This is a genomic window from Bifidobacterium sp. (genome assembly GCF_050874245.1).
In the GTDB taxonomy this organism is placed as follows: Bacteria; Actinomycetota; Actinomycetes; order Actinomycetales; family Bifidobacteriaceae; genus Bifidobacterium.
Window position 1 is genome coordinate 19,967 of sequence record NZ_JBNMKH010000008.1, and the last position, 26,708, is coordinate 46,674.

Sequence of the window (26,708 nt, forward strand, 5' to 3'; positions counted from 1 at the left end):
GCCGTACACGCCATCCACACGTCCGCCGTCCGTGGCCTCTCCCCCGCTTTGACATGCCGTTGCCTTAGATTGGAACCATGTCACTTGGTTTGAACATCCTCCTGATTTTCGTATTCCTGCTGCTCGGCTCCGTGTTCGCCGGAACCGAGCTGGCACTGGTCAGCCTGCGCGGATCGCAAATCGACCAGATGGAGCAGGAGGATGCCCGCGGCAAGCGTGTGGCGCAGATCGCCCGCGACCCGAACACCTTCCTGTCCACCGTGCAGATCGGCGTGACGCTGTCCGGCTTCCTGTCCGCATCGTTCGGCGAATCGTCGATCGCACCGTACGTCGTGCCGGTCGTCGAAAGCTGGGGGGTGCCGCGTTCCGTGGCCGCCCCGCTGACCACCATCGCACTGACGCTGATCATCTCGTATTGCTCGATCGTCATCTCCGAACTTGTGCCGAAGCGCATCGCCATGCAGCGCAACGAGCAGATCGCGCGCGCCGTGGTGCCGGCCATTCATGTGTTCGCCAAGGTTTGCAAGCCGATCATCTGGCTGATCGGCAAGAACACCAACGGCATCGTGCGCCTGCTCGGCTTCGATCCGAACGAGACCGACAGCGAGGTGTCCGACGACGAGCTGCGCGTGCTGGTCAACACCAACACCAACCTGAGCAAGGACGAACGTACCATCCTCGACGACGTGTTCGACGCGTCCGAGACCATCGTGGCGGAAGTCATGCGCCCGCGTGCCGACGTCGCGTTCCTGGACGGCTCCATGCCGCTCGCGGAGGCCGCTGAATACGTACGTGAGATGCCGTATTCCCGCTACCCCGTCACCGGCAAGGACTTCGACGACGTGCTCGGCTTCGTGCATGTGCGCGACCTGCTCGATATCCGCGATCCGAAGGCGAAGACCGTCGCCGACGTGACGCGCGAAGGCATCTCCCTGCCGGGCACGTCCAAGCTGCTGCCAAGCCTCGAACTACTGCGCAAGCGCGGCATCCATCTGGCCGTGGTCATCGACGAGTACGGCGGCACCGACGGCATCGTCACATTGGAGGACATGACCGAGGAATTGGTCGGCGATATCCGCGACGAATACGATCTGCCAGAGGAGAAAGGCGGCGAACGCACCGAGCGCACCGCTTTCGTGAATGGCGTGGCCACCATCGAAGGCGGCATGACGATTGAGGATTTCGCGGATTTGACGGGCATCGAGTTGGAGGATGGCCCGTACGAGACCGTCGCCGGCTACTTCCTGGCGCACACCGGCAAGATGGGCGAGGTCGGCGACGTGCTGCCGTCCGATGACGGTTACGACATGATCGTCACCAAGGTGGACGGCCGACGCATCGAGACGTTGGAGGTGCGCCGGCACCAGTCCGGACAGCCTGACGAGACCGATGAGACCGGTCAGTCCGGCAAATCCTCCCCTACAGCACCACGTGCCGATTGATATCCCGACGCAACTGTCTCCATTGCGGCAGATAGGCGCTCATACGCCTCTGGAAGCCCTCTCCGTGCCCGTTCTCCCACAAGTGGGTCATCTCATGCACAAGCACGTATTCAAGGAATCTGGGGGCCATTAAACCAAGCTGCAAGTTGAGCCTGATTCGTCCAGTCCGCGGCGTGCACGATCCCCAACGCGACGTCATGACGCGCAGCGTGATATGCGTCGGCCCACGCCCGATGATCGGCTGCCATTTCGCGAGCAAAGTCGGCAATTGCGATTCGATGTTGCGTCTGGCCCGCGCCTTGTTCGCATCCGTCCAGACGAACGTATGCGGATACGTGCGTGGATCGTCGGACGGGCCATGGAAGCCGGAATCGCCCGTTCCTGCCATTCCAGTACCAGCGGAGCCATCCACGCGCTGGAAGCCGTCTTCTGACGCGTTCTGCGCCGCGATCTGCGCATCCCTGGCCTGCAGCATGGCGCGTCGCGCCCGTTCGATCCATGGCTTGCGTTCCGTCACGAATCGTTCGATGGCGCTCTCCGCCATCCGCTGCGGCGCGGAAACGACGATATTCGCGTTCGGCGGCTTGATGCGCAGATACATGTTTTTGATGGGTTTTCTTACGATGGTCACGCGCATTCCGGCGATGTCCGTCACCGTTGTGGAGATCACGCGATTGCGGCCGTTTCCGCGATGTTCCGCTCCCCTGCCGTTGCGGCCGATTGTTTTTCCGCTGCCGCGCTGTCCGTTCGTCATGCCTCGCATTATGTCACGACACGCCGAAAAACGAGTCGCATTTGACTTTCCATACAGTTCAAGTATTATTTCAATTCGTTGTGTTCAAGACACAGCAAGTTGGGCCCGTAGCTCAGGTGGTTAGAGCGCATCCCTGATAAGGATGAGGTCGGAGGTTCAAGTCCTCCCGGGCCCACGTAGATGGTAAGGAAGCGGCGAGGCCGCTTTTTTCACCTATGGGGCTATAGCGCAGCTGGTAGCGCATCTGCTTTGCAAGCAGAGGGTCGCCGGTTCGAACCCGGCTAGCTCCACGGGGCTATGGCGCAGCTGGTAGCGCATCTCCATGGCATGGAGAGGGTCAGGGGTTCGAATCCCCTTAGCTCCACAGATAAAGGCTTCCGATGATTCGGAAGCCTTTTTTCATACCTGCCAACAAACGTCAACAAGTGCCGGCGAAGCCGGCGGGGGAGAGGCGCCGCTTGATTGCGAGCGCCGCTCCAGACTCTCCAGATTTTCTAGGCGTTCTGAGCGTTCTGTTTGGCAAGCTCGTCCCGAATCTGCTGCAGCAGTATCACGGTCTGCTCTTCGGCGGTGGGCTCCGCCGTCGCGGCCTCCTCATCGGCCTTCTTCTGCTCGGCAAGCTTGGTCTTGGCAAGCAGCGCCTCGGTCATGTCACGGAATTTGTTGATCGGCACCAGAATACAGAAATAGACGGCGACGGCAATGATGAGAAAATTCAGAACCGCACCCAGCACCGCGCCGAACGAGACGGTCGCGCCGTTGAACGTGATCGCCAGCAGTCCATCCATGTTCGGCTTGCCGAAGATCATGGCGATGAATGGGTTGATGACGTTGTTGACGATCGCGTTGACCACGGTGGTAACGGCACCGCCCATGACGACGCCGACGGCCATATCGATCATATTGCCGCGTGCGATGAATTTCTTGAATCCTTCAAACATGGTTTGCTCCTGTTCTGTATTCGCGATTCCGTGAATCGCGTCAATGGACAAGTCTCTCCTTCTTCCGAATCCATCCTATATCCGCCATAACCCGCCCGAATCCATACGCCCAGTGTCCGATTCTGGAGAATCGGACACTCAGGGCTCCTCCGCATACCTCCATATGTCCGATTCTGGAGAAACGGACACTCAAAGCCCCTCCGCGCGCTTCCACGTGTCCGATTCTCCAGAATCGGACGTTCCAAGTGCGGATATTTCCACGGACACGGGTGCCGGCATGCTCCAGCCAAATCCTGAGCAATATCTTGTGTGTCCCTCGACCATGCACATAGAATGAAATCGCCTTATTGATAACCCAACTATCCCGAAGGGGAAAAATATGCTCACTGATGAGTACGTCAAGCGCGTGTATGCGCAGGTCGAAAAGCGCGATGGCGATCAGCCGGAATTCCTGCAGGCCGTTCGCGAAGTCTTCGAAAGCCTTCAGCCCGTGGTTGAGAAGCACCCGGAGTATGAGAAGGCGGGCGTGCTCGAGCGCCTCGTCGAGCCGGAGCGCGTGGTGAAGTTCCGCGTCGCATGGACCGATGACGAGGGCAAGGTCCAGGTGAACCGCGGCTACCGTATCCAGTTCAACTCCGCGATCGGACCGTACAAGGGCGGTCTGCGCTTCCACCCGACCGTGAACGAGGGCGTCATCAAGTTCCTCGGTTTCGAGCAGATTCTCAAGAACTCCCTGACCACGCTGCCGATGGGCGGCGGCAAGGGCGGTTCCGACTTCGATCCGAAGGGCAAGTCCGACGCCGAGGTCATGCGCTTCTGCCAAGCCTTCATGACCGAGCTGTGCCGTCACATCGGCCAGTTCACCGACGTTCCCGCAGGCGACATCAACGTCGGCGCCCGTGAGATCGGCTACTTGTTCGGCCAGTACAAGCGCATCCGCGACGAGTATTCCGGCGTGCTGACCGGCAAGGGCCTTGAATTCGGCGGCTCTCTGGCCCGTACCGAGGCCACCGGCTACGGCCTGTGCTACTACACCCAGGAGGCTCTGCGCGTCCTGAAGAACGATTCCTTCGAAGGCAAGACCGTGGTCATCTCCGGCTCCGGCAACGTGGCCATCTTCGCCACTGAGAAGGCCCAGGCCCTCGGCGCGAAGGTCGTCACCGCCTCCGACTCCAACGGTTACGTCTACGATCCGGACGGCATCAAGCTCGATATCGTCAAGGACATCAAGCTGGGTCACCGCGGACGCATCAAGGAATACGCCGAGCGTGTTCCGGGCGCCGAATATCACGAGGGCTGCAAGGGCGTGTGGACCGTGCCGTGCGACATCGCGCTGCCGTGCGCCACGCAGAACGAGATCGACGGCGAATCCGCCAAGGCTCTGGTCGCCAACGGCTGCAAGGTCGTGTGCGAAGGCGCCAACATGCCGTCCACTCCGGAAGCCATCGCCGTATACCAGGAGAACGGCCTGCTGTACGGCCCGGCGAAGGCTGCCAACGCCGGTGGCGTGGCCGTGTCTGGTCTGGAGATGAGCCAGAACAGCTACCGCCTGAGCTGGACCTTCGAAGAGGTGGACAACAAGCTCAAGTCCATCATGGAGACCATCGTCGCCAACTCCCTGGCAGCGGCCAAGGAATACGGCCATGAGGGCGATCTGATGCTCGGCGCCAATGCCGCCGGCTTCGTCAAGGTCGCCAACGCCATGGTCGCCCAGGGCGTGCTGTGATCGCCGTGATTCGCTGAGCACCGTTTCGGCTTTCCAAGCCGGTTCGCATCGATTCGGGTATCCAGAGTATTCCGATACCCGATTGATGCGGACCGGCTTTTTGCTGCCCGTTATGGCCCGCTGCCGTCCTTTTGCTGCCGTCCTTTTGCCATCCCCAGTGTCCGATTCTGCAGAAACGGACATTCGAGCCACATAAAAACCTGCCCGCGCATACAAAAAACGGCCCGTACCATACCGGTACGGGCCGTTTGCGTCGCAGATTGTGTGGTCAGCCGAATCAGTCGTCGCCGAGCGTCACATGCACGCCGCCGACCAACGTGCTCACCACGTTGTACAGCAACGTCACAATGACCGCCAGCAGGGTAATCAGCACCACTTCGACGATCGAGAAAATGGTGACCGCGCTCAGCACGGTGCTCAGCGAAAGCACGTTGGCAAGATCGAATCCACCCGCGTCAAGGCCGGTAGAGGAGACGATCTGCGTCACCTGGTCGAACACGCCGGCCACGTCCAGAACCGTCCACAGCAAAGCCGCTGCAACGACCTGGATGATGCCGACCGCTATGGACAGCATGAACGCCACCTTGGCTGCGGACCAGGCGTCGATACGGGTCAGGGACAGGCTCATGCGACGGGCACGCGGCGCGCTACGACGAGCCACCTTGTCACGGACCTTCACACCACTGGTCGAAGCCGCAGAAACGCCTTCATGCGCCTTGATCTGCTCTTTGCCGATCAATGGCTGGCTGGAAGCGGAACGAGCCACGCGCGGGGCGCTCTGGCCCTCCTGCGACTGCTCTCTGTTGTTGTTCTCGCTCATCGTTGCTCCTTGCAAAATCTTGCCTGTTTCTAGCTGAGGCTATCAGTTTTCACAGACGATTGGCCGCGTGGCTTTCACGCCGTCGCCGTCTCGCCATCGCCCGGCTCGGCAGCGGCTTGCGCGGCGGCTCCGTCCTGCGATTCCTGCGATTCGGCGACCGCGGTTTCCTGGGATTCCGCGGTTTCGTCCTCGTCCGTCTCCTCGTTGCGTGCGATGGAGATGATCTCGTCGTTCTTGTCCGGCTTGGCGAGCGTCACACCCTGGGTGGTACGTCCGGTGCGCTTGACTTCGGCCACGTTGGAACGGATGACCTTGCCGGACTTCATGATGGCCATGATCTGGTCTTCTTCCTCCACGATCACGGCGCCCACCAGGGAGCCACGGCCTTCGGCGAGCTGCACGGCCTTGACGCCGTAACCGTTACGGCCCTGCAGGCGGTATTCGCTGATGGCGGTGCGCTTGGCGAAGCCCTCGTTGGTGACCACGAGCAGGTCCTTGTCGGAGTCGCCCCACACCACGTCCATGGCCAGCAGTTCGTCGCCGTCGCGGAACTTCATGCCCTGCACGCCGGCGGTCTGACGGCCCATCGGGCGCAGCTGCTCGTCGTTGGCTTCGAACTTCAGGCTCATGCCCTGCTTGGAGACGAGGATGATGTCGTCATCCGCGTTGCACAGCGCGGCGCCGATGAGCTCGTCTGCGTTCTCGCCGTTCTCGTCGGTCATGAGGCGCACAGCGATGAGGCCGCCCTGGCGCGGGGAGTCGTATTCGGCCAGCGCGGTCTTCTTGACCTTGCCGGAACGGGTGGCGAGCACCAGATACTTGGCCACGTCGTAGTTCGGAATCGACAGCACGGTCTGAATGGTCTCATCCGGGCCGAATTGCAGCAGGTTGGCCACATGCTGGCCCTTGGAGTCGCGGGAGCCTTCCGGCAGCTCGTACGCCTTCAGGCGGTACACGCGTCCCTTGTTGGTGAAGAACAGCAGCCAGTTGTGCGTGCTGGTCAGGAAGAAGTGATCGACCACGTCGTCCTCACGCAGCTTGGCGCCCTTGATGCCCTTGCCACCGCGGTGCTGGGCGCGGTATTCGTCGGCCTTGGTGCGCTTGATGAAGCCGGAGTGGGTCACGGTGACCACCACGTTCTCTTCGGCGATCAGGTCTTCGACGTTCATCTCGCCGGAGTACGGCAGGATCTTGGTGCGGCGTTCGTCGCCGTACTTGGCGACGATTTCGTCAAGCTCGTCACCGACGATCTTGCGCTGACGTTCCGGCTTGGCGAGGATGTCGTTGTAGTCGGCGATCTTGCGCATGAGCTCGTTGTGCTCGTCGAGGATCTTCTGGCGTTCCAAGGCGGCCAGGCGGCGCAGCTGCATGGCCAGGATGGCGTCAGCCTGCACCTCGTCCACGTCAAGCAGGTCCATAAGGCCCGTACGGGCGGTCTCAGCGGACTCGGAGGCACGGATGAGGGCGATGACCTCATCGATCATGTCAAGGGCCTTCAGATAGCCCTGCAGGATGTGGTCGCGCTCCTCGGCCTCGCGCTTGAGGTATGCGGTACGGCGTGCGATGACCTCGAGCTGGTGGTTGATCCAATGGCGGATGAACGCGTCGAGGCTCAGCGTGCGCGGCACACCGTCGACCAGAGCCAGCATATTGGCTCCGAAGGTCTGCTGCAGCTGGGAATGCTTGTACAGGTTGTTGAGCACGACCTTCGGCACGGCGTCGCGCTTGAGCACCAGCACGAGGCGCTGGCCGGTACGGCCGGAGGTCTCGTCGCGCATGTCGGCGATGCCCTGGATCTTGCCGTCGCGCACCGCTTCGCGGATGGATACGACCAGACGATCGGGGTTCACCTGGTACGGCAGCTCGGTGATCACCAGGCACATGCGGCCCTTGATCTCCTCGGTGTTCACGACGGCGCGCATGGTGATCAGGCCACGGCCGGTGCGGTAGGCCTGTTCGATGCCCTTGTGGCCGAGGATGGTCGCGCCGGTAGGGAAGTCCGGTCCCTTGATGATGCGGATCAGGTTGTCGAGCAGCTCCTCACGGCTGACGTCCGGATGGTCGAGGGCCCAGTGCACGCCTTCGGCCACCTCGCGCATGTTGTGCGGCGGGATGTTGGTGGCCATGCCGACGGCGATGCCGGACGAGCCGTTGCACAGCAGATTCGGGAAACGGGCCGGCAGCACGGTCGGCTCCTGGGTCTTGCCGTCGTAGTTCGGCAGGAAATCGACGGTGTCCTTGTCGATGTCGCGCACCATTTCCATGGCGAGCGGCGCCATACGGCATTCCGTGTAACGCATTGCAGCTGCCGGATCGTCGCCGGGGGAGCCGAAGTTGCCCTGTCCGTCGACCAGCGTGTACCGCATCGACCACGACTGCGCCATACGCACCAAAGTGCCGTAGATGGCGGAATCGCCGTGCGGATGGTACTTGCCCATGACCTCGCCGACCACGCGAGCGCACTTGGAATAGCCGCGGTCGGGACGATAGCCGCCGTCGTACATCGCGTAGATCACACGGCGATGCACCGGCTTCATGCCGTCGCGCACGTCGGGGAGCGCGCGATCGACGATCACGGACATGGCGTATGCCAGATAGGATTCGCGCATCTCCTGCTGCAGATCCTTCTTCTGGACACGTTCGCCCACCATCAGGCCGTAATCGGTGTTATCGGCCTCCTGCGGGCTCAGCGGCTCCATGGAGCCGTCCGGCACAAACTGGCCGTCTTCGTTGTTGTTGTTTTCGTCTGCCAATTTCTTAATCCTTGCCTAGAAGTCCTCGAAAGAAGTCCTTGGAAGCCCTTACGCGTCGATCCAGCTGACGTTGCGCGCGTTGCGCTGGATGAACAGACGGCGGGGTTCGACTTCGTCGCCCATGAGCATGGAGAAGGTCTCATCAGCCGCCGCGGCGTCCTCGATCTGCACCTGCTTCAGAATGCGGTGATCGGGGTCCATGGTGGTCTCCCACAGCTCCTGGTAGCTCATCTCGCCCAGACCCTTGTACCGCTGGATGCCTTCGCCCTTCGGCAGCTGACGTCCGGCCGCCTTGCCTTCGGCGAGCACGCGGTCGCGTTCGGCGTCGGTGTAGACGAAGTCGTGCGGGCCCTTGGTCCACTTGAGGCGGTACAGCGGCGGCATGGCCACGTACACGTAGCCGGCGGTGATCATCGGACGCATGTAGCGGAAGAACAGCGTCAGGTTCAGGGTTGCGATATGGGCGCCGTCGACATCGGCATCGGCCATGATGATGACTTTGTGGTAGCGCACCTTGTTGAGGTCGAAATCCTCGCCGTAGCCGCCGCCGACGGCGGTGATCAGCGATTCGATGGTGTCGGACTTCATCATGCGGTCGAGGCTTGCGCGTTCGGTGTTGAGGATCTTGCCTCGCAGCGGCAGGATGGCCTGCGTGATCGGGTTGCGTCCCTGGATGGCGGAGCCGCCTGCGGAATCACCCTCCACGATGAACAGCTCGCATTCCTCCGGATTGTTGGACTGGCAGTCCTTCAGCTTGTCCGGCATGCCAGCCGATTCGAAGATCGACTTGCGGCGGGTGTTCTCACGCGCCTTCTTGGCGGCGAGACGCGCGCGAGAGGCTTCGATGGCCTTCTGGATGATGTTCTTGGCCTCGCTCGGGTGGGCGTCGAACCAGTCGCCGAGCTTGTCGGTCATGACGCGCTGCACGAAGGTCTTCGCCTCGGAGTTGCCGAGCTTGGTCTTCGTCTGGCCTTCGAACTGCGGGTTGGTGAGCTTGACGGACACCACTGCGGTCAGACCTTCGCGCACATCGTCGCCGGAGAGGTTCTCGTCCTTGTCCTTGAGGATGTTCTTCTCGCGTGCGTAGCGGTTGACCAGGGAGGTCAGCGCAGCGCGGAAGCCTTCCTCGTGGGTGCCGCCTTCGGTGGTGGAGATGGTGTTGGCGAAGGTGTGCACGGCTTCGGAGTACGCGGTGGTCCACTGCATGGCGATTTCCGCGGAGATGCCGATTTTGAGGTCCTCGGCTTCGAAATCGATGACGTCCGGTTCCACCGGAGTGGCCTTGCGCGACTTCACCAGGTAGTCGACGTAGTCCTTGATGCCGTCGTTGTACTGGTAGGTGACGGTCTGGAACTTGTCCTCGCCGTCGTTGTCCTCGCCGGACACCTCGTCGCCGGCCTGATCGGGTTCGCGCAGGTCGGTGAGTGAGATCTTCAGTCCCTTGTTCAGGAACGCCATCTGCTGGAAACGGTTACGCAGAATCTCGAAATCGTACGTGGTGGTTTCGAAGATCTTGCCGTCCGCCCAGAACGTCACGGAAGTGCCGGTGGATTCGCCTTCCTCCATCGGACGGCCCTTGGCCAGATGCGCTGTCGGCTTCTGGTTGATGTAGGTCTGGGTCCAGTGGAAGCCCTGGCGGCGCACTTCGATGTCCACGCGGGTGGACAGTGCGTTCACCACGGAGATGCCCACGCCGTGCAGACCACCGGAGACCGCGTATCCGCCGCCACCGAACTTGCCGCCGGCGTGAAGCTTGGTCATCACGGTTTCGACGCCGGAGATGCCTTCTCCCGGCACCTCATCGACCGGAATGCCTCGGCCATCGTCCACCACACGCACGCCGCCGTCCGGCAGAATCGTCACTTCGATATGCGAAGCGTAGCCGGCCAGCGCCTCGTCGACGGAATTGTCGACGATCTCGTACACCAGATGGTGCAGGCCGCGGGGACCGGTGGAGCCGATGTACATGCCCGGGCGGATGCGCACCGCCTCAAGGCCTTCCAGAACCCTCAGATCGGATGCGTCGTAATGCTCCGGCGACAACGAGTCGTCGAGCTGCGCGTCTTCGAGCTGATCGTTCTGGATTTGATCCTGAATCTGATCTTCCTGCGTGTTTTCAGCTGATTCGTTCAGCGAATCCGCGTCAAGGTCTGCCACAGAGATTCCTTCCTGCATTTACCCCGCCGTCAGGGTCATTTACGCAGGTGATACCACCTAGAACGCAAATAAAGGCCCCTTCTAGGCGTTTACATACACTGCTTGATATTCTACTCATGGAGGGGGACAGCGGGCGAGAGACTTTATCCTCGGAATATCGCCGTTTTACGCTCCGAAATATCCGGAACGACCATCCGGCGCACGCCGGAAAAGGCACCTATGAAAAGGTGTCTATAAGGCCTATACGAAGGTGCCTGTCAGTACCGAATCTTCTTGGAGATATGCCCACGGCTGAATCCCTGCTGTTGCGGGCCGGTGACCTTCACCTCGTTGATGGTCAGCCCCTCGAGATTCTTGCGGATGGTATCGGTCAGCTCCGGCACCATATATGACAACGTGGTGGTCCATGCGGGACTGTCGCAACGGATCGTCAGCACGCCGTCACGCAGGCTGACGGGGTAGGAGTGCAGCGCGTTCGCATCGCCCACGACCTTATCCCAATGGTTCCGCATCTGGGCCATCTTCAGATGCGGGATCCAGGCGCCGTTCTGCGCCAGAATGTTGAAAAGGCTCCCCATCGTCACCGGATCGCGTCCGGGTTTGCCGAAGCTTTCCCATGCCTTGCGTGCGTTCTCCTCACGCTGTTTGAGGAGTCCGGCGCGCTTGCTGACGTGCTCGAACACCTCGGCCGGCAGCTTGCGTTGGTCGAGTTTCAGGATCTCGCAAATCGGCGGTTCCGGCATCAGTCCTCACCATCCTTGCCCTGCGATTGCTCCGTCCGCGACTGCGCAGCCTGTGTACGTCCTCCACGTCCGGCGGCAAGCAGCGCCGCCATCGCGGCCACATCGCCGTCCATTTCCTGCGATTGCGCGCGCCGCAACGAGGCGACGTCGATGATATGCGCCCCGCTTTGGGGAATGTCGCTCGCCGCGGCGACGGTGATGAGCACCTGATCCTGCCGCTCGGCGAAATCGAGTATCTGCCCGCGTCGGGATTCGTCGAGCTGGGCGAACACATCGTCGAGAATCACGATCGGTTTGGTTTCCCACTGTGCGGAAACCATCTCGTACAGCGCCATTTTCAAAGCCAGAGCCATCGTCCACATCTCGCCGTTCGAGGCGAATTCGCGGGCCGGCATATCGTTGAGCAGCAAGGTCAGGTCGTCCCGCTGCGGGCCGATCAGATTCTGCCCTCGGGCCACTTCGCCGGGGTAGATCCGCTGGAAATGACGGCTGATTTCCGCCGCGGGCTCGTCGTACAGCATCACTTCGTCGAAGGATGGTTCGTATGACAGGTCGGCCACTTCGCCGGCCCCTGCCAGTGCCTCGTAAATCCGTGAGAAGGGCTCGCGTAGCCGTCCGATCACTTCGTTGCGGTCCCGCGTCACCTGCATGCCGATTTCGATGAATTGCCCGGTCCACACCTCCAGGCCGCTCAGCACGGCCTGGCGCCCGTATTCGGGATCGAGTCCGGAACCATCCGAAAGCTGTTTGAGCAGCGCGGCGCGCTGTTTGGCGATATGCGTGAACTGCTGCAACGACTGCATATAGCGGGGGAGCAGCAGCGATGCCGCCTGGTTGAGAAAGTTCCGTCTGGTGGCGGGGTCGCCCGACACCAGACGCTGGTCTTCGGGGGTAAAGGACACGGATGGCACCGTTCCTACGATGTCCCGCATGTACTGCGATTTTCCGCCATCCACACGCGCCCTGTTGGCCCCACGCGCGGCGATGGTGATTTCGTACGAACGCCGTCCGTCCGTGCCTTCCACATTGGCTCGGATAGTGGCGGAGGGGTGTCCCTTTTCGATAAGCGGCAACGACGATGAGGTGCGATGGCTGGATCCGGTGGAAAGCACTTCCACGGCTTCCACGATATTGGTCTTTCCCAGACCGTTGGATCCCTGAAGAATGTTGATTCCCGGCTCGAAATCGATTACGCAATGCTCCCAGGACCGGTAGTGGTCAAGCGCGAGACGGGAAATATGCATGGAACGTCAAAACCTTTGGAGGATTTGGAGATGAAAGTATAAAAGTTCAGTTTGGAGGGGGCAGGATGCGGCGATTGGACTGCCGTTGGTTGGTTGCAAAAACAGTGGACTTTCGCAGCCAACCAACGGGGAACGGACTCAGCTGTTGAAGCGCATCGGCACCAGCAGATACCGGTAGTCCATGGATTCGTCGGAGTCGGCTTCCTTCTGTCCGTTGAATTCCACGGGCTTGACCGCGGTGGTCATCTTCATGCGCACGAACGGTTCGCTGATGGCGCTCAGGCCTTCGACCAGGTAGGACGGGTTGAAGGCCACGGTGATGTCCTCGCCGTCCATGTCGATGTCGAGGACTTCCTTGGCTTGGGCCTCGTCAGCAGCACCTGCGGCCAAAGTCAGCTCCTGGCCGGTGAACATCATGCGAATCGGGGCATTGCGCTCGGCCACCAAGGACACACGTTTGATGGCGTCGACAAGGGCCTGCTTGCTGATGACCGCCTGAATCGGGTATTCGTCGGCATACAGGCGATCCACGGCCGGGAATTCGCCGTCGATGAGCTGCGATGTCGATACGCGGCCGGCGTTTTCGAAACCAAGCAGAGACGGATTTTCGGCATCGAAATCGATGATGACGTCCTGATGCTCGTCCAGGGAGCGGGCCACGTCGCGAAGCAGGGAGCCGCGGACCAAAGCCGTGGTGCTGATGGTTGGATCGGCCGGATTCCAGGCAAAGCTCGAACGGGCCAGACGGAAGCGGTCCGTGGAGCTCATGATGACCTTGTCGCCTTGGAATTGGACGCGGATGCCGGTGAGAACGGGACGATTCTCTTCACGGGAGACGGCGACGGAAGCCTGATTGACGGCCTGCGCGAAGGCGGCGGAGTCGGCCTGTCCAAGCGTCGGCGGAACCACAGGCAGATCCGGATATTCGCTTTCCGGCATGAGCTGCATGGTGAAGGTCGATTTGCCCGAAGTGATGGTCATGGTCGAGCCGTCGGTGGAGAGATAGGCTTTGGCGGCTGGCAGGGATTTGGTGATGTCGGCGAGCAGTTTGCCCAGAACCAGAACGCTTCCGGCTTCGTCGATGCCGGCTTCGATGTGATGGCGGGCGGAGATGGCGTAGTTGAAAGCGGAAAGCTGGAGGGTGCCGTCAATGGCTTCCAGACGGATGCCCGCGAGAATTGGCGCTGCTGGACGGGCATCGATGACGCGTGTGGTCCATGCCACGGCGTCGGCAAGGGCTTGGGAATTGACTTCGACTTTCATGGGGTATTCCTCGTTTCGTTCGTTCCACATGCCATTCTAGCGAAGCGGCATACGGGAGAAAAAGCGTGGGGAATTCCCCGCTTTATGGTTTTGATGATTAGCTTAAGAAAAATCCTACTTCCGTAATAATAAGCCCTGTGGATAGTGTGGATAACCGCTGTTACCCCAGATTCCACAACGGTTCATTGCCAGTAGCTTTCTGTGGATAACTTCGGAACAGAGTGTGGACAAACATGGTACTTATCCACAGGCAAAAGTGCGACGAAAAGTTATCCACATTTTGCGGTGAATAGTCCACGATTTGCCCACCGGCTCCGGCGGCGTTTCCAACGCGTTTTCCACAGATTTTTCCGCGGAAAGTGGATATCCCTGTGGATAACTCGAAATAAAATGCTTCACACGCCGGCGTGTCAAGCGTTAAGTAAAAAGGTTGGTAAATTATTTACTAACCATGAGAAAAACGTTACGGGACAACGCCTGAACGGCTATAAATAGCTATCGATGACTATGCGCAATTACGCGATTACTTGTCGTTCGACCTCTGCTTGAGCTGCAGGGTCAACTCGGTCACGTAGTTGTAGATCTCCTGCTTTTCCTGCATCTCATCGTTGATGCGGGTGTACGCGTGCATCACGGTGGTGTGATCCTTGCCCCCGAACACCAACCCGATGTCGTTGAGGCTCATGCTGGTCAGCTCTCTCACCAGATACATGGCGATCTGACGTGCCAACGCGATCTTCTTGGTGCGGGACCGGCCCACGATGTCATCGAAGGTCAGATAGAAGTACTTCGCCACCTGACTGATGATGTCCGCGGGCTTGATCTCCACATCGGTGGTGAAGAAGTCCTGCAAAGTCTGCTCAGCCAACGCCCGGGTGACCGGCTGGTTGCTCAGCGAGGCCATGGCCGTCACACGATTCAGAGCGCCTTCAAGCTCTCGGATGTTCTCGGTGAAGCGTTCCGCGATGAGATTGAGCACGTCATTGGGGATATCGGACGCGTTCATGGTCGCGATCATGCGCAGAATGGCGATTCGTGTCTCCAAATCCGGCGGTTTAACGTCGACGGTCAGACCGGATTCGAAGCGGGAGATCAGACGTTCGTTGAATCCCTGCAGGTCCTTCGGTGGCACATCGGAGGCGATCACGATGCGCTTGTTGGCCTGGTGCAGGGTATTGAACGTATGGAAGAACTGCTCAAGCGTCGCGTCCTTGCCGCTCAGGAACTGGATGTCGTCGATGAGCAGCACGTCCACCTCACGGTAGCGGCGGTTGAATTCCTTGATCTGTCCGGAGCTCTGGTTGGTGTCCGCCAGGGCCTCGATGAACTCGTTGGTGAACTCCTCGCTGGTCACATAGCGTACCTTGAGGTTGGGGTCCTTGACCAGCGCGTAGTTGCCGATGGCGTTCAGCAGGTGGGTCTTGCCCAGGCCGGAGCCGCCGTAGATACACAAAGGATTGAAATCATGCCCCGATCCTTCGGCCACGGCCAGCGCCACGGTACGCGCGAAACGATTGGAATCGCCTGGCACGAAGGTGTCGAAGGTGGCGTTCTTGTTCAGATGGGTCTCAGGGTCGAGTAAAGGCCTGTTCTGGCCGCTTTGGAAGTTGTTGTGATGTTCCGGCGGCATGGTCGTCGGAATCGGCAGCTGGCCCTGCGTAGTCTCGTTTGCGGGTGCCTTCGTGGGCGTCTTCACCGGCGTTTTTGCCGGAGATTTCACGGGGGAGAAGCGCGGATAGTTTTCGATGGGCGCCGGTTCGGGCTTCGCGGGCTTTTCCACGATTTTGAATGCGGGGAAGATGTCCTGTTCGGCCGATTCGCGCAGCGCCTCCATCAGCGGCTGGTTCAGTTCGGTCTGGAGCGCCTGCTGGGCTGCGGCGGAGGGGACGCACAACATGATGGTGGGACCCCACATGCCTTCCGGATAGACGTTTTCCAGCCAGCTTCTGTCCCGCACGGACAGCGATGGATTCTGATGCAGCAACGCCAGAGCGTCGGACCATACCCCACGAGCCTGTTCGAGAGGGTCTGTTGTCGTATTTTCGGCCACGGATAACCCCTTTCTCGATAGACGTGCCATTACGGTGCAACTGTATATTTGTACTCTTTTTTCCCCAGGTTATCCACCGGGGCGCGTGTTGAAAAACCTGAATTGTGAATAACGTTGATGTGATTTGTGGATAACTTTTGTGGGGAATTCGGCGGAATAGCAACGATTCTGTGGATTATTCTTCGTGGGGAATCCCCATAAAAATGTGAAGGAAACGGTTGGGAATTTCATTCTGTTCAGGGGTCAGAGTAATTTAGTAGAGCTTGACTCATGAGGAGCCGTGCCTTGGCATGGCTAAAACACCGGGAGCATTAATTATGAAGAGGACATTCCAGCCGAACAACCGCCGTCGTCACATGAAGCACGGTTTCCGTCAGCGTATGCGCACCCGCGCGGGCCGCGCTCTGATCAACCGTCGTCGCGCCAAGGGCCGCAAGTCCCTCGCTGCCTGATTTTTTAGTGGCATAGAGCGGTGGAACGGCTGAAAAGCCATCGCGATTTCGTTGCGGTGCTCAAACGCCGTCGTAGGGTATCGCGTGAGGACATCGTCGTGCATTATCTGATGCGCGACGATGCCGTAACGGGCGATACCACGACGGTGCATGGTCGTCGTATAGGCCTGGCCGTTTCCAAAGCCGTTGGCAACGCGGTCACGCGTAATGCTGTGAAAAGGCGTTTCCGCGTGCTTGCGCGGAAATACGAATCTCTATTACCTGAATCCTGCGATATCGTGTTGCGCGCCAAGCCAAGTGCCGCACGTGCCGATTTTTTGTCGCTCGAGCAGCAGATAGCGGCATGTTTTGAAGCGGTGAAGCGTAAAACCGCCCAGCATCAATGAGCGAACATCGCCGTCGTCATTGGACGGTGCAGCTCATCCGCTGGTATCAAAAGCATATTTCCGCCCGTACCGCACCCCGATGCCGGTATTATCCAAGCTGCTCGAATTATGCGATTCAGGCGATTGAACGATTTGGCTGCCTTAAGGGTGGCCTTCTTGCGTTATTGCGCCTTCTTCGCTGCAATCAATGGAACCGTGGTGGGATCGACGATGTTCCGCAGCTCTATTCCTTGTTTTACAGATGTTCGTGGTCGAAGGCACACGAGGAGCCTCGACTCACGCCTCTGGACGTAGAAAAACCTATAGGCGATAAGGAGAATGGCCTGTAATGAATCAAGATCAATTCCTCCTCGACAGTGGTTTCTGGGGCTGGCTGTATAAGCTCCTGTACCCTGTCGAGTGGCTTATGACGCAGATCATGGCCGTATTCCACAAGTTCCTGGTGATGCTGGGCATGAACGAGATCGGTTTCTCGTGGGTCATGTCCATCGTGTTCCTGGTGATTGTGGTCCAGGCGTGCGTGTTCCCGCTCTTCTATAAGTCCATGAAGGGCATGCGCAAGATGCAGTCCCAGATGGCTGTCATGCAGCCCAAGATGCAGCGCATCCAGAACAAGTACAAGGGCAAGAACGATCCGGCCAGCAAAGAGGCCATGCAGCGCGAGCTCATGAAGCTGTATGAGGACAACGACGCGAATCCGATGGGTGGCTGCACATCCATGCTGCCTATGTTCGTGCAGGGCCCCGTGTTCATGTGCATGTTCTACACACTGTCGGCCATCCCGTACATCGCACGCGGCAAATTCAGGAACGGACAGGGCCTTGGCGCCTTCGACATCGCCACGGCCAAGGAATTCACCTCCACCACGGTGTTCGGCGTGAACGTGGCCGAGAACTTCACCACGGCAGCCGTGTACGGCAAGGTGGTCATCGCCATCTTCGTCGCGTTGATGTGCTTCTGCCTGTGGTTCATGCAGTACAACAGCATGAAGCGCAATATGGCGCAGACCGCTGCGAACAAGCAGACCGAAATGATGCAGAAGATGATGCTGTGGCTGTTCCCGATCATGTACATCTTCTCGGGTATCACCATGCCGTTCGCCGTGCTGGTCTACTGGCTCACCAACAACATCTGCAACCTGTTGCGTTCCATCTGGCAGATCCACGTCTTCCCGACCCCGGGCTCGCCCGCGGCCGAAGCGAAGGAGAAGCGCGACCATGCCCATGAGAACGCCCGCCGCGCCAAGGCCGGCCTGCCGTCCCTCGAGGAGGAGGAGCTGCAGAAGGCCAAGGAAGCCGCCGAGAACAAGGAAAAGAACGGCTACCAGCGCGTGCAGCCGAGTCGCAAGAAAAAGAAGAAGAAATAAGTATTGGGTGTGTCCTGTGTTCCACGTGAAACACAGGACACACCGCTTTATATGCGGTCACCAACGTGATACACAACAATCGCTAGACTTGAATAACAAGAACCCCGCTCAAAGGAGTACAGAACCATGGCGCAAGATGATGAGAAGACCATCGATCAGCTCAATGAGGAAGCTGATATCGCTGCCGATTATCTCGAAGGATTGCTCGACATCGCCGATTACGAAGGCGATATAGAAATGGGCGTGCGCAACAATCGTCCGATGGTGCAGATCGTCGCCGACGACGATACCGACATCAAGCATCTGATCGGACGCAACGGGGAAGTGGTCGACGCGTTGCAGCAGCTGACCCGCCTTGCCGTGCAGCAGAAGACCGGCGAACGCTCCCACCTCATCGTGGACGTCGACGGCTTCCTGAAGCGCAAGCGCCAGCGTCTGCACGACCTCGCCTTGGATGCCATCGACGAGGCCCGTGAGACCGGCGAACCGGTGGATTTGAAGCCGATGAATTCCTTCGAGCGCAAGATCGTCCATGATGTCGTGCGCGAAGAGGGTATGAAGTCGCGTTCCCACGGTGAGGAGCCGCATCGTTACGTCACGGTGTACGTCAAGGCCTCCGCGGTCGATGACATCGATGATATTGATGACGAAGGCTGAAAAGCCGCACTGGTTTCACGTGAAACACACTTAAGCGCTGCTCGTTTGAGTGGCGCTTTTTTGTTGGATTTTCCCAGGAAAAGTAAATCTGGCATGTCGGGCTTTTCTGTGGATTCTTTTCCAGGCCGCAATTATTATTTGCTGTTTTAAGTGCGCTGCGGCCGCCATATTTCGTTCCCGACACACTCAAGGCCGTTCGGCCAAGCTTACGGTCGGGAACGGAATATGGCGGCCTTCGCTTTGGGTGGCGATTGACTTGGGGCTTGTAAGCGTTCTTATGGCCGGAGGTATTACAGCTTCGCAACCCTGTTTCTATAAGCGCCTTTGGCTGGAGGTACAAGCTTTCGCTTTGGGAGAGACGTTTACCTGGGGGATCGTAAGTGCCTTTGAGGTTGGAGACATCTTTCTAGACTTTGGGCCTTCGCCGTGTGACGTGGGGCGAGGAGGGAAGGGAATGCAAATAATGGGGCTGGGGTTGTGTGTCACGTGGTGGGAGGGAGGGAATGGGATATAGGATGGTGACCATGAGTGATGTGCATGACGAATTGGACGGATCGCCTATTCTTGAGGAAGTGCTTGGCGATGCGTTGGACAAGCTTAAGGTGTTTCACGTGAAACTCGCCACGGAAGGCGAGCCGCGTGGATTGATTGGGCCGAGGGACGTCGGCATCATCTGGGAGCGTCATATCCTGAATTCCGCCGCCATTGTGCCCTTTGTGCGTGAGGCCACGGCGAAAAGACAGTTCAAGACGGTTGCGGATATCGGCAGCGGTGGTGGTTTCCCAGGCATCGTGGCTGCCGCCTGCCTTCCGGACCATCGATTCACCTTGGTGGAGCCGATGGAGCGCCGTGTCGAATGGCTCCATGAATGCGTCGAGGAGATGGGCTTGGAGAACGTCTCCATCGTGCGTTCCCGTGCCGACGCGGTGATCGATGCCGTCCGAGGTCCGAAGGGAGGACGAAAGGGCAGGGGAGTGGAAGCCGTTGATCTTGACGGCAATCCCATCCACATGACCCATCCTTTCGCCGTGGTGACCTGCCGTGCCGTCGCTCCGATGACCAAGCTGTCCGGATGGACGCTTCCGCTGCTGGACAAAGGCGGACGTCTGGTCGCGTTGAAAGGACGCTCCGCGCAGGATGAGATCGTCAAGGCGGCCAAGGAGATTTCGAAGAACGGCGGAATCCATTCGCGTGTGGTGGATGCTGAAGTCGGGCCCGGACTTGAATCGACGCATGTCCTGATGGTGGATAAGCGATAAGTTATCCACAAAACGGCGCAAGTTATCCACACTATCCACAATCGTTGGAACGCTTCGAAAATGCTTTTAAAAAAGCTTGAATTTGCAACGATTGTTCGGTGGATAACTTTTGGGTGATTGGATGGGTTATCCACCAACTATCCACCATTGTCCACAATGGTGCGAGGGGCTGCGCTCGGACGGGAATCTGTCCACACGAATGATGAAACTTGAGTTTGAATATGCATAGGAAGGCTAGTTCATGACTGGACCTGGTGAACCAGATAATCTGACTTCGATGGAATCCGCAACGGATACCATCAAGCGAATCTTCAAGGGATCGAATTCCCCGGTTGGCGCGCAGATCGCGGATGAATCATCGCGGTACAAGGCGCTGGAACATGCCGTCTGCCCGAAACCGGCGCAGACGCGACTGATTGCCGTGGCCAATCAGAAGGGTGGCGTCGGCAAAACCACATCCGCAGTGAATCTGTCCGCGGCCCTGGCTCATTTCGGCTGCAGGGTGCTGCTCATCGACATGGATCCTCAGGGCAATGCCTCCACCGCCCTGGGCGCTCCGCACGCTTCCGGACAGCCTTCCGTATATGACGTCATCGAAGGACGCAAGCGCATTGCGGAAGTCAAAACCACATGTCCCGACTTTGAGAACCTCGATGTGGTTCCCGCTTCCATCGATCTGAGTGGTGCGGAATTGGAGGTCGCCGATATGGCGGACCGCAATTCTCTGCTGAAGAACGCGGTGGACGAGTTCCTTGAAACCAGCGAGGATCATTATGATTACGTGATCATCGACTGCCCGCCCAGCCTGGGCCTGTTGGTGATCAACGCCATGTGCGCCGTGCATGAGATGCTGATTCCGATCCAGGCCGAATACTATGCGCTGGAAGGTTTGGGGCAGCTCATCAACACCATTGGCCTGGTGCAAGAGCATTACAACCCGTCGTTGCTGGTCTCCACGATGCTCATCACCATGTACGACAAGCGCACGTTGCTGAGCCGCGAGGTGCATGGCGAGGTGAAGAAGCATTATCCGACGATCGTGCTTGACACCACCATTCCGCGTACGGTGAAGATCTCCGAAGCGCCGAGCTTCAATCAGAGCGTTATCGCATACGATCCCAAGGGAATGGGAGCGATTGCGTATTGCGAGGCCGCGTTGGAGCTTTCGCGTCGTTCCGAGACGGTATTGCAGGCGATTGACGCAAGAAGGAATGAGAACTGATTATGACTACGAAGTCTCGTCTTGGCAAAGGTCTCGGCGCACTGTTTCCTTCTCTTCCGGGGGAGCCCGTCTCCACGAAGCAACCCGCAAAGCAGCCCGTGGAGCGAGCCGAGGAGCCGGCGAAAGCCATTTCCAAGAATGTTCCGGATGTCGCCAAAGGCAATGCCAAGAGCGGCACCAAAGTCGATGCGAAGAACGATAGGAACGGTGCTGCCACTGCGCGTGCGTCAGTGGACGCCGTTCGGGATATGAAGAAGAGCGTTTCACGTGAAACGAAGAAGAACGCGCATCACCGTGCCAGCATGCCGTCCATCTCACTGAACGAAAGCGCCCATCCCGCCGATATGTTCTTCGGTGCCACGACCGAACCGGTTTCCGAACACAACAATTCGAAGAGTGTTTCACGTGAAACCGAATCGTCGGTAAAATCGTCCGAACGGAAGAAGAAGGACGACGAACCGGAACTGCTGCCGGTGCAGGGCGGCTATCTGGTGGAACTGCATGTGAGCGATGTCGGCCCGAATCTGCATCAGCCCCGTACCATATTCGACGAGGATGATTTGCGTGAGCTGGCGGAATCCATCAAGGAAGTCGGCGTCCTACAGCCTATCGTCGTGCGTAAGCGTCCGCAATCGCAAATCGAGGCCGCCCGTAAGGAAGCTGCCGAAAATCCGGCCGAACCGCACAATATGTTCGACGGACGCATGGATAGCATGTACGAGCTCATCATGGGCGAGCGTCGTTGGCGTGCGTCGCAAATCGCCGGTTTGAAGACGATTCCGGCGATCGTCAAAACCACCGCCGATGACGACATGCTACGTGACGCATTGCTTGAGAATCTGCATCGCGTGGCGCTGAATCCGTTGGAAGAGGCGGCCGCTTATCAGCAGATGATCGACGATTTCGGACTGACCCAGTCGCAGCTGTCGAAATCCGTTTCGAAGTCGCGTCCGCAAATCGCCAATACCTTGCGATTGCTCAATCTGCCGGCCGCCGTGCAGAAGAAGGTCGCTTCCGGTCTGCTGTCGGCCGGCCATGCGCGTGCGCTGCTTGGATTGCCGACGGAAGAGGATATGGAGCAGCTGGCCACGCGCATCATCGCCGAGGGGCTGTCCGTGCGTAGCACCGAGGAGATCGTCTCCATGAAGGTGGCTGAAAGCAACCAGGAGAAGAAGCCGAAGGCCAGCAAGCTCAACCCGTGGGCCGGCACTCCTGTCCAGGTTGGTCTGGAGAAGCGCTTCGGCACCAAGGTATCCATCAAAGGATCAAAGAAGCATGGGCGCATCGAAATAGTGTTCACGTCGGAAGACGACATGGACCGGATCGTCGATTTGCTTATGCAGCAGCAGAAGTGAGATATGCCTGGGCATCCAGCGCGGCTCGGCATCCCATGCCCGCCGCGCTGATGGCCTGACGGTACACGCTGTCCACGCAATCGCCCGCGGCGAAGATGCCGGGCATGCTGGTACGCGTGCTGGCGCCTTCAACATCGATATAACCGGCCTTATCGGTGCGTACGAGCCCGTTGAGAAAGCCAGTTGTGGGAGTGTGCCCAATCGCTACGAAAACACCATTGGCGGAGATTGTGGAGCTCTTTCCGGTGGCGGTGTCGCGTACCTCCACCTCCCGCACGCCATCGTCGTCACCGCGGATTTCCTGGACCACGGCGTTAAGTATGAAATCGATTTTCGGATTGCTCCGCGCCCGTTCAACCATGATGTGCGATGCTCGGAACGTGGAACGACGGTGAATCAGGGTTACGGATGATCCGAAGCGGGACAGAAAATCCGCTTCCTCGAAGGCGCTGTCGCCTCCGCCGACCACCACAATCGGCTTGCCGCGGAAGAAGAAGCCATCGCACGTCGCACAGTAGGAGACGCCTTTTCCAGCATATTCCGCCTCGCCTGGCACGCCCAGCTTGCGATAGTCGGATCCTGTGGCGATGATCAACGCGCGTGCGTCATGCCGTTCGCCGCCGTCGAGAACGACGGTCGTGATGCCGGACGCTTCGTCACGAGAGATTGACACGGCATCGTCCTGGATGATGTCGGCACCATATTTTTCCGCCTGCCTGCGCATGTTGTCCATCAGGTCGGGGCCCATGATGCCGTCAGGGAAGCCTGGGAAATTCTCCACTTCGGTGGTGTTGACCAACTGTCCGCCCGGCGTCAGCGCGCCTGCCACGACCAACGGCTTGAAGCCGGCGCGGCCCAGATAGATCGCCGCGGTGTATCCCGCGGGGCCAGAACCGATAATCACAACATCATGCACGTCACTCATGATAGCCACTGTAATGCAAGGTCGGACGTGGCAACAATGTTTCACGTGAAACAGAAGGGCACATTGCAATGGAAGAACACGTGAAACCGAGAAGATGCGCGTGGCTGAAGAAAAAACGAAACTAAACAAACGAAACAAAAAGAGGACGTGCGGAACAATCTCCACACGTCCTCTTTTACCGTGTCGCGCGATTGCGGCGAATCAGGAATCAGAACACCTGAATCGATTCGATGTACAGCTGGCTGCCGGGAAGGCTGTTCAGCGGCACCCACAGCAGGATATCCTGCGTTTCCACGGTCTTGTCGAACTTGACATCGGTGGTTCCGCTGGCGTCGAACTCGAATTGGGCCACCTGCTCGCCCTGGGTCGGGTTCGACGTGGTGTTCACGCGGATATAGCCCTGGCCTCCGGAGGAGCGGATCTTGATCGTCATGCGGGACACCTTCTGCGACTGGCTGAGGTGCAGATAATAGCCGTATCCCTGCTGTCCATCCGGATTCGACAGGAACTGACGGTTGTCGATTTCGTACGCGGTGGTGTTCTCCGGAGCCTTCGGATCGGGGACCTGCTTGGCCTCCTTGTCGGGGCTTTTCTCGGTGGTGCCGTTCGACTGCGCGGAATCATCAGTGTCGGAGGAATCCGCATCGGCGGCGGTTCCATCCGGTCCGAAGGGGACTTTGTCGAGATTCATTTCCGGCCACGGATCTCCGGAAGTGCTGGTATCCGAAGAGGAGGAGTTCTGGAACAGCCCGTGCAGAGCGAATCCCAAGGCCACGGCCACCACGACGACCGCCACGATGATGGCCGCCACCTTGGTCTTCATGTTGCCGAACAGCTTGGCATCGGCGACTTCGGTTGAAGTGGAGGAAGAGCCTCCGTTCGGCGCGAAGCTTGGCGGAGTGGGGGCTGTTACCGAATTCTGGTACGCCTCCTCGATCGCGTCCTGCTCCGCCTTCAACGCACGCGCGGACTCCTCTCCGGGCTGGATGACGCGTCCATCGGGCCCGATCACCGGAATGCGTCCAGTCTTCTCCAGCTGCGAATCGTCGGTCTGCTTATCCGACGAAGGCGCGGAGACGCGGATGGGGAAGGAGAAGGGGTAGTCGTCGGTCGCTTCGTCGGCACCGTCGATATCCTCCTCGGTCAGGATTTCACGACCGTTCTTCCACAGCGATTTCACGGCACCGCTCGTCGCCGCCACGCCCTTGGCCAGTGCCTCCTTGCTGTCGGACAGATCGGTGTGTGGAACGGGGGCTTCAAACGTCATTTCGGGGATACTGCCGGATTCGCTAAGCGTTTCCGGAAGCGGGAAAGTGTCCTGTTCGAGAGCCTGCAATAGGGGGACGTTGACAATCGAGCATTCCGAGTTCGCGGAAGGCAGAATCACGTCGGTGCCGTGCAGTTGCGCAAGCGGCTGGTAATCACCCAGCAACGCCTCCAATTCGGCGACGGTCGCCATCGGCACGGTCGGGAAGCCATCCTTCTCCTTGAGGTTCAGACCACGCTTGCAGATCACGCGGAATTCCATTGGAACGTTCGGTGCGATCGCATCAAGATGGAAATCCGTGGACAAGGTTGACGGCTGCCGCGTCAGCAGCGAATACAGTAAAGCGGCTACCTGCCGAATCGCAAGCTGTTCCTTGCTTTCCGTGACCTGCGCGCGCGATGTGTCGGCGAGCATGACGCTGATGGGGGCGTCGGCGATCTCCACGCCGTTGCGGGTCAGACGTACGGTATCCGTATTGATCGAGAAATGGGTGAGGCTGTCCTTCTGCAGCACATGGAAGGCTTCGACGACCTCGCCGAGGATGGAGCGTATCGCAGTGAAGCTCAGCGGCTTGTCGCGCGACGTGAGGTATTCGGTCAGCGGCATGCCGGCATCGAGCTGCGTGACGACCAGAGCCACCTCGCCGACGTGCTGGAGCTGAAGGACCTGGGTGAAGTGGGAGTCGTGGGAGATCGCCAGCATGGATGCCGTGGCGTTGACGTCCTGCAGCGCCTTGCGATTGTTGACGATGAAAAGCTGGCAATCCCTGGCGAGCACATGGTCGCTCGCCTTCCAGACCTGCAGGCCGGTTTCCTCACGCAATGGCGAAACCAGCACATAGCGGTTGCTGATGGTATCTCCCAGTTGAGGTTTCATGGTTTCCTTCAACTTCTGTAACGATGGATGATTCTACTTGTGGTTCTGTTCCTGTTCGCCGTTTTCGGCGTCGCTTCGCCCCAGTTTACCGTTGGGGCTGGTCGGCTTGACGGGTCTGCTGGCAAGCCCTGGGATACGTGAAACGATCATGGTTTTCACGGAAACGAGTTCCTCGGAACGCAGCGCCCACAGGCATGCCAGATAGACGATGGCGATGATGATGGCCAGGATCATCGCGGACAGAACGGCCTGCCCCCAATTCATGACGCCGTCGTCGCGTCCGATACGCGCTCCGACCAGTCGATAGACGCCGTCGCGGCAGAACAGGCCCACGACGATCGCAGCGATTTCCGCGATGATGGATTTCGTATAGGAAAGGAAGATGCGTCGTCCGTCCACGTTGCCGTTGAATCGCTTGCGCAGCATGACGAAGAGGATCGGGAACGGTAGCATGAAGCTCAATGTGCCGGATACGCCAATCAACGTGACCCATTCGGTCGGCGGCAATACCGCCTCGCCGACCAGCAGGACGATCACCTGCGTTCCGATGGCCATGACGGTGAACAGGAACGGATTCCTGCCGTCCTCGAACGAATAGAAGGTTCGTTGGATGATCAGGTAGGAGCTGGCGAACGGAATGCCGAGACCAAGTGCGACCAATGGTCCGCACATGAGCAGCGCCTCGCGTACGGTCACGGACGGCAGCAGCGACAGGATGATCGGCAACGGAAGCACCACGAACGCGGCTCCGAAGAAGCACATGATCAGGCCCATGACCCGCAACGATTGGCTTAGATCGTCGCGCGCCTCGGCGAGGTTGCGTTCGGCGATCGCCCGGGAGATTTTCGGGAAGATGGCGGTGGCCACGGACACCGCGATCAGCGAATAGGGGAGCATGTAGATGGTGTACGCGTTCTGGTAGGTCGCGTTGCCGGCCACGTCGAGCGGGTTGATGTGGAACGCCAGTTGTGCCGTGCGTGGCGCGCTGGTGGCGATGCGGGTGATCAGGATGTTGCCGATCTGGTCGACGATGACGATGCCGACGCTCCA

Annotated in this window: 22 protein-coding genes and 3 tRNA genes; 13 read left to right on the forward strand and 12 right to left on the reverse strand. The window is 59.2% G+C overall.

Annotated elements, in window-relative coordinates; genetic code table 11:
• Positions 1 to 77 precede the first annotated feature (77 nt).
• On the forward strand, positions 78 to 1,442 hold the full coding sequence (locus ACR0P8_RS01850) for a hemolysin family protein (protein ID WP_432623111.1): 1,365 nt from the start codon (positions 78 to 80) through the stop codon (positions 1,440 to 1,442).
• On the opposite strand, the gene ACR0P8_RS01855 is transcribed toward ACR0P8_RS01850, so the two are convergent.
• Positions 1,420 to 2,079 carry a M48 family metallopeptidase gene (locus ACR0P8_RS01855; RefSeq protein ID WP_432623155.1) on the reverse strand — a complete coding sequence of 220 codons (660 nt, stop codon included), beginning with the start codon at positions 2,077 to 2,079 and terminating at the stop codon, positions 1,420 to 1,422. The genes ACR0P8_RS01850 and ACR0P8_RS01855 overlap by 23 nt on opposite strands.
• 218 nt (positions 2,080 to 2,297) lie before the next feature.
• Here ACR0P8_RS01855 and ACR0P8_RS01860 point away from each other — a divergent pair.
• The 3 genes from ACR0P8_RS01860 (at position 2,298) to ACR0P8_RS01870 (ending at position 2,560) form a co-directional block, all read left to right on the forward strand.
• Positions 2,298 to 2,371, forward strand: a tRNA-Ile gene (locus ACR0P8_RS01860).
• Between the two features lie 42 nt (positions 2,372 to 2,413).
• Positions 2,414 to 2,486, forward strand: a tRNA-Ala gene (locus tag ACR0P8_RS01865).
• 1 nt (position 2,487) lies between these two features.
• Positions 2,488 to 2,560, forward strand: a tRNA-Ala gene (locus ACR0P8_RS01870).
• Between the two features lie 130 nt (positions 2,561 to 2,690).
• On the opposite strand, the gene ACR0P8_RS01875 is transcribed toward ACR0P8_RS01870, so the two are convergent.
• Positions 2,691 to 3,137, reverse strand: coding sequence for an MscL family protein (locus ACR0P8_RS01875; protein ID WP_432623113.1), 447 nt, complete (start codon positions 3,135 to 3,137; stop codon positions 2,691 to 2,693).
• A 379-nt stretch (positions 3,138 to 3,516) separates the two neighbouring features.
• Here ACR0P8_RS01875 and gdhA point away from each other — a divergent pair, with 379 nt between their 5' ends.
• Positions 3,517 to 4,863 carry an NADP-specific glutamate dehydrogenase gene (gene gdhA / locus ACR0P8_RS01880; RefSeq protein ID WP_432623115.1) on the forward strand — a complete coding sequence of 449 codons (1,347 nt, stop codon included), beginning with the start codon at positions 3,517 to 3,519 and terminating at the stop codon, positions 4,861 to 4,863.
• 277 nt (positions 4,864 to 5,140) lie between these two features.
• Here the strand turns inward: gdhA and ACR0P8_RS01885 are convergent, their stop codons facing one another.
• The 7 genes from ACR0P8_RS01885 to dnaA all read right to left on the reverse strand — a co-directional run bounded on the left by ACR0P8_RS01885 (position 5,141) and on the right by dnaA (position 15,893).
• On the reverse strand, positions 5,141 to 5,683 hold the full coding sequence (locus ACR0P8_RS01885; protein WP_432623117.1) for a DUF3566 domain-containing protein: 543 nt from the start codon (positions 5,681 to 5,683) through the stop codon (positions 5,141 to 5,143).
• Positions 5,684 to 5,757: 74 nt separating this feature from the next.
• Positions 5,758 to 8,436 (reverse strand): DNA gyrase subunit A, encoded by a 2,679-nt coding sequence (gyrA, locus tag ACR0P8_RS01890; RefSeq protein ID WP_432623119.1) that lies wholly within the window; start codon positions 8,434 to 8,436, stop codon positions 5,758 to 5,760.
• Between the two features lie 48 nt (positions 8,437 to 8,484).
• Entirely contained in the window at positions 8,485 to 10,611 is a 2,127-nt protein-coding gene (gene gyrB / locus ACR0P8_RS01895) for a DNA topoisomerase (ATP-hydrolyzing) subunit B (RefSeq protein ID WP_432623121.1), read from the reverse strand.
• A gap of 239 nt (positions 10,612 to 10,850) precedes the next feature.
• Positions 10,851 to 11,336, reverse strand: a complete 486-nt coding sequence (locus ACR0P8_RS01900; protein WP_432623123.1) for a DUF721 domain-containing protein — start codon at positions 11,334 to 11,336, stop codon at positions 10,851 to 10,853.
• On the reverse strand, positions 11,336 to 12,580 hold the full coding sequence (gene recF / locus ACR0P8_RS01905; protein ID WP_432623125.1) for a DNA replication/repair protein RecF: 1,245 nt from the start codon (positions 12,578 to 12,580) through the stop codon (positions 11,336 to 11,338). The genes ACR0P8_RS01900 and recF overlap by 1 nt, the downstream gene beginning before the upstream one ends.
• Before the next feature lie 138 nt (positions 12,581 to 12,718).
• Positions 12,719 to 13,843, reverse strand: coding sequence for a DNA polymerase III subunit beta (dnaN, locus tag ACR0P8_RS01910; protein ID WP_432623127.1), 1,125 nt, complete (start codon positions 13,841 to 13,843; stop codon positions 12,719 to 12,721).
• Between the two features lie 523 nt (positions 13,844 to 14,366).
• Positions 14,367 to 15,893 (reverse strand): chromosomal replication initiator protein DnaA, encoded by a 1,527-nt coding sequence (gene dnaA / locus ACR0P8_RS01915; RefSeq protein ID WP_432623129.1) that lies wholly within the window; start codon positions 15,891 to 15,893, stop codon positions 14,367 to 14,369.
• A 317-nt stretch (positions 15,894 to 16,210) separates the two neighbouring features.
• On the opposite strand from dnaA, the gene rpmH reads away from it, so the two are divergent.
• The 8 genes from rpmH to ACR0P8_RS01955 all read left to right on the forward strand — a co-directional run bounded on the left by rpmH (position 16,211) and on the right by ACR0P8_RS01955 (position 22,590).
• Positions 16,211 to 16,345 carry a 50S ribosomal protein L34 gene (gene rpmH, locus ACR0P8_RS01920; RefSeq protein ID WP_003807168.1) on the forward strand — a complete coding sequence of 45 codons (135 nt, stop codon included), beginning with the start codon at positions 16,211 to 16,213 and terminating at the stop codon, positions 16,343 to 16,345.
• A 20-nt stretch (positions 16,346 to 16,365) separates the two neighbouring features.
• A complete protein-coding gene (gene rnpA, locus ACR0P8_RS01925) occupies positions 16,366 to 16,731 on the forward strand; it encodes a ribonuclease P protein component (protein WP_432623133.1) in 366 nt (121 codons plus the stop codon).
• Entirely contained in the window at positions 16,728 to 17,060 is a 333-nt protein-coding gene (yidD, locus tag ACR0P8_RS01930) for a membrane protein insertion efficiency factor YidD (protein WP_432623135.1), read from the forward strand. The genes rnpA and yidD overlap by 4 nt, the downstream gene beginning before the upstream one ends.
• Entirely contained in the window at positions 17,060 to 18,097 is a 1,038-nt protein-coding gene (gene yidC, locus ACR0P8_RS01935) for a membrane protein insertase YidC (protein ID WP_432623137.1), read from the forward strand. The genes yidD and yidC overlap by 1 nt, the downstream gene beginning before the upstream one ends.
• A 126-nt stretch (positions 18,098 to 18,223) precedes the next feature.
• Positions 18,224 to 18,754 carry a protein jag gene (locus tag ACR0P8_RS01940; RefSeq protein ID WP_026646651.1) on the forward strand — a complete coding sequence of 177 codons (531 nt, stop codon included), beginning with the start codon at positions 18,224 to 18,226 and terminating at the stop codon, positions 18,752 to 18,754.
• 524 nt (positions 18,755 to 19,278) lie between these two features.
• Positions 19,279 to 20,013: a 16S rRNA (guanine(527)-N(7))-methyltransferase RsmG gene (gene rsmG / locus ACR0P8_RS01945; RefSeq protein WP_432623139.1), complete on the forward strand. Its 735-nt coding sequence runs from the start codon at positions 19,279 to 19,281 to the stop codon at positions 20,011 to 20,013.
• A gap of 277 nt (positions 20,014 to 20,290) precedes the next feature.
• A complete protein-coding gene (locus tag ACR0P8_RS01950; RefSeq protein ID WP_432623157.1) occupies positions 20,291 to 21,235 on the forward strand; it encodes a ParA family protein in 945 nt (314 codons plus the stop codon).
• Between the two features lie 2 nt (positions 21,236 to 21,237).
• Positions 21,238 to 22,590 (forward strand): ParB/RepB/Spo0J family partition protein, encoded by a 1,353-nt coding sequence (locus ACR0P8_RS01955; protein ID WP_432623141.1) that lies wholly within the window; start codon positions 21,238 to 21,240, stop codon positions 22,588 to 22,590.
• Here ACR0P8_RS01955 and trxB read toward each other — a convergent pair.
• The 3 genes from trxB to ACR0P8_RS01970 form a co-directional block, all read right to left on the reverse strand.
• The gene (gene trxB, locus ACR0P8_RS01960) at positions 22,571 to 23,515 is read right to left on the reverse strand and encodes a thioredoxin-disulfide reductase (protein ID WP_432623143.1); all 945 of its coding nucleotides are present in this window, start codon (positions 23,513 to 23,515) and stop codon (positions 22,571 to 22,573) included. The genes ACR0P8_RS01955 and trxB overlap by 20 nt on opposite strands.
• Positions 23,516 to 23,723: 208 nt before the next feature.
• Positions 23,724 to 25,658, reverse strand: coding sequence for a hypothetical protein (locus ACR0P8_RS01965; RefSeq protein WP_432623145.1), 1,935 nt, complete (start codon positions 25,656 to 25,658; stop codon positions 23,724 to 23,726).
• A gap of 33 nt (positions 25,659 to 25,691) precedes the next feature.
• Positions 25,692 to 26,708, reverse strand: a 1,017-nt coding sequence (locus tag ACR0P8_RS01970; RefSeq protein ID WP_432623147.1) for a lipid II flippase MurJ, incomplete at its 5' end; no start/stop codon positions are given.